Below are 2564 nucleotides of genomic sequence, written 5' to 3' on the forward strand. Positions count from 1 at the left end.
CCCGAGGCCCGGACGCCGCGCCACCGTCGAGCCGAGCCAAGCCGGCCGCGGCCGGTGCCCCGTCCGTTGCGCCCCGCACCTGCGCGTGGTCGGCACGCGTCGCGGAGTCGGGCGGTGCCGCCGCGTCGGGCGGAGCCGGGCGGTCGACCCGGCTCAGCGTCGAGTCCTTCAGCAGCTGCTCGGACCGCCCGGCCACCACCACCGCCGCTGCGCCGGGCCTCGTCCGGATCCACCCCTCGCCGTCGAGCTGCTCGTACGCCGCGACGACCGTTCCACGTGCGACCCCGAGCTCCGCCGCCATCACCCGGGTCGAGGGCACCCGGTCCCCGTCGCCCAGGACTCCGCGGTCCACCAGGTCCCGCACGCGCGCGACGACCGTCGCGACCTTGCCCGCCGACTGGTCCACTCCGTCACCCTCGATCTGGACCAGGCAATGGTCCAGTGGCGACCCTAGCGTTGTCGCATGAGCAGTCCGTCCCTCACCGTCCACCGCCTCCGCGACCGTCAGCACACCGACCCCGAGACCCTGCACGCCGTGCTCGCCGAGGCCCTCGTGGCGCACGTCGGCTTCGTGCGCCAGGGTCACCCGATCGTGCTCCCGTTCCTCTGCGGCGTCGGCGACCTCGGCGAGGGGCCGGTCCTGCTGCTCCACGGATCGACCGGCGGCGGACTCTTCCTCGACGCCGGCACAGAGGGCGTCCCGGTCGCCGCGACGGTCACGCACGTGGACGGCCTCGTGTTCGCCCGCAGCACGTTCGACAGCTCCGCGAACTACCGCAGCGCGATGATCGTCGGCCGCGCGACCGTCGTTCCCGCGGACCTCCGGGCCGAGGCGCTGTGGCAGGTCTCCGAGCACCTCATGCCCGGGCGCCGCGCGGAGGTCCGCGAGATGACCGCCAAGGAGGTCCGTGCGACCCAGGTCCTCCAGCTCCCGCTCGACCGCGCCAGCGTGAAGGTCCGTGCCGCCGGCGTCGGGGAGGCGCCGGACGACGGGGAAGACCACAGCGTCTGGGCCGGCGTCCTGCCGCTCACCCTCCGCGCCGGAGCTCCGCTCCCGGGGGACATCTCGGGGGACAGCCCGGTGGACGCCTCGGTCCGGCAGGTCGCGTCGCGGTTGGAGCGTCTCGCGACCGACCGGGAGGCCCGGATCGCCGCCGTCATGCGGCACACGGCCGACTGACGGCCGGGTCCAGGGCCGTGCGGCCCGTCCGAGGACGCTGCGAGGAGCGACGCTTCCTGTGATCAACCGCAGGAACACGCCGGAACTGCCCAGCAACCGGATCCGCCGTGACCAATACGTTACTTTCTCGGGCCACCCCTCCAGGGGCGGTCCGAGCCGCCTCTCCCGAGGTCGCGACGGAAGGAACCATGGGACGCCACGCTCTGCTCGCAGCAGCCGACAGCCAGCACGCCGAGGCGCTGCCCGCACCCGCCGCTCCCACCCACACGACCGGCGACCCGGGCCTTCGCCGTCCGCGCGGTCGTCGCTCGGCCCTCGGCCCCGCCGCTGCTCGATCGACCTTCGTGGAACCGACGAAGCGGACCCGCGTCGTCGCGATGCGTCCCGTGCCCGTGGCCGCCGCCGGTTCCGCCGTGCTCTCCCGCACGGCGTCGCTCGAGGCCGAGCGTGCCCTCGACCCCCGGCACGTCCGCCGCGCCGCGAACGCCAAGCGCGCCGCGATCCTCCTCGCACCGGCGCTCGCCGTGACCTCGAGCCTGACACTCGCCGTCCCCGCGAACGCCGCGACCCCGTCGACCGAGGCGCACTCGGGCACGACGACCTCGCAGACCGCACTGGCCGGCGTCCCGACCGCCGAGCTGCAGACCTACACCGTGGCGCACGACGTCGAGGTGCCCGTCACCGCGATCGACGGCGTCTCGACCACGACCACCGTGGTCTCGTACCCGACCGTCGTGACCCGGTTCGGTGTCACCACGGCCCAGGCCGAGTCGGCGATCTCGGCGGCGCTCTCCGCCGGCGGTGACCGCGCCACGATCCTCGCGACCGCGCTCCAGTACCTGGGGGACCCCTACGTCGAGGGCGGCGCCTCCCACTCCGGCATCGACTGCTCGGGGCTGACGATGGTCGCGTACGCCGCCGTGGGGATCCCGCTCGTGCACTACGTGCCGACGCAGGACGCCGCGGCGACGACCATCCCCGAGTCCGAGGCGAAGCCCGGCGACCTCGTGGTCTACGACAACGAGGACCACGTCGGCATCTACCTGGGCCAGGGGCTCGTCCTCCAGGCGCCGCACCCGGGCGAGGTCGTCGACATCGTGCCGATGTACCCGGCCGCGCACCACTTCGCACGCCTCCTGCCCGCCGGCGCCTGACGAGCACCAGGCGACCCGTGGCGGGCCGGACCGCCCGTCCTGCAGTCGTGTCGCGCCTCCCGTAAACTGGAGTGATGGCCTCCGAGACCCGCACCCCGTTCGAAGAGCAGCGTTCTGCTCGTCCGCAGGTGCGCCCGCGCACCGAGGGCTGGACCCAGGCGCAGGACTCCGCGGGTCGCCCGCTCCTGCAGTTCGCGTCGCCGAAGCGGGGCAAGCCGCCGGTGCACCTC

The 2564-nt window shown here is 74.4% G+C and carries 3 protein-coding genes and 1 pseudogene; 3 read left to right on the forward strand and 1 reads right to left on the reverse strand.

The window, feature by feature from the left end; all coding sequences use genetic code 11:
* The coding region (locus ACSW7Y_RS16945) for a GntR family transcriptional regulator (protein ID WP_438127394.1) at window positions 1–406 on the reverse strand (406 nt) is incomplete at its 3' end.
* Between the two features lie 57 nt (window positions 407–463).
* On the opposite strand from ACSW7Y_RS16945, the gene ACSW7Y_RS16950 reads away from it, so the two are divergent.
* From ACSW7Y_RS16950 to ACSW7Y_RS16960, 3 genes and pseudogenes are all read left to right on the forward strand, one after another.
* Window positions 464–1180, forward strand: coding sequence for a pyridoxamine 5'-phosphate oxidase family protein (locus tag ACSW7Y_RS16950; RefSeq protein ID WP_438127395.1), 717 nt, complete (start codon window positions 464–466; stop codon window positions 1178–1180).
* 188 nt (window positions 1181–1368) lie between these two features.
* Window positions 1369–2334: a C40 family peptidase gene (locus ACSW7Y_RS16955; RefSeq protein ID WP_438127396.1), complete on the forward strand. Its 966-nt coding sequence runs from the start codon at window positions 1369–1371 to the stop codon at window positions 2332–2334.
* A 74-nt stretch (window positions 2335–2408) separates the two neighbouring features.
* Window positions 2409–2564, forward strand: a pseudogene (locus ACSW7Y_RS16960) (23S rRNA (adenine(2503)-C(2))-methyltransferase RlmN); the annotation flags it as partial.

The sequence above is a fragment of the Curtobacterium flaccumfaciens genome (assembly GCF_051548005.1).
Lineage (GTDB): Bacteria > Actinomycetota > Actinomycetes > Actinomycetales > Microbacteriaceae > Curtobacterium.

Bases quoted from the DNA above. Each gene is read 5' to 3' on its own strand.
- ACSW7Y_RS16950 (WP_438127395.1), top strand. From the start codon at position 464: ATGAGCAGTCCGTCCCTCACCGTCCACCGCCTCCGCGACCGTCAGCAC.
- ACSW7Y_RS16955 (WP_438127396.1), top strand. From the start codon at position 1,369: ATGGGACGCCACGCTCTGCTCGCAGCAGCCGACAGCCAGCACGCCGAG.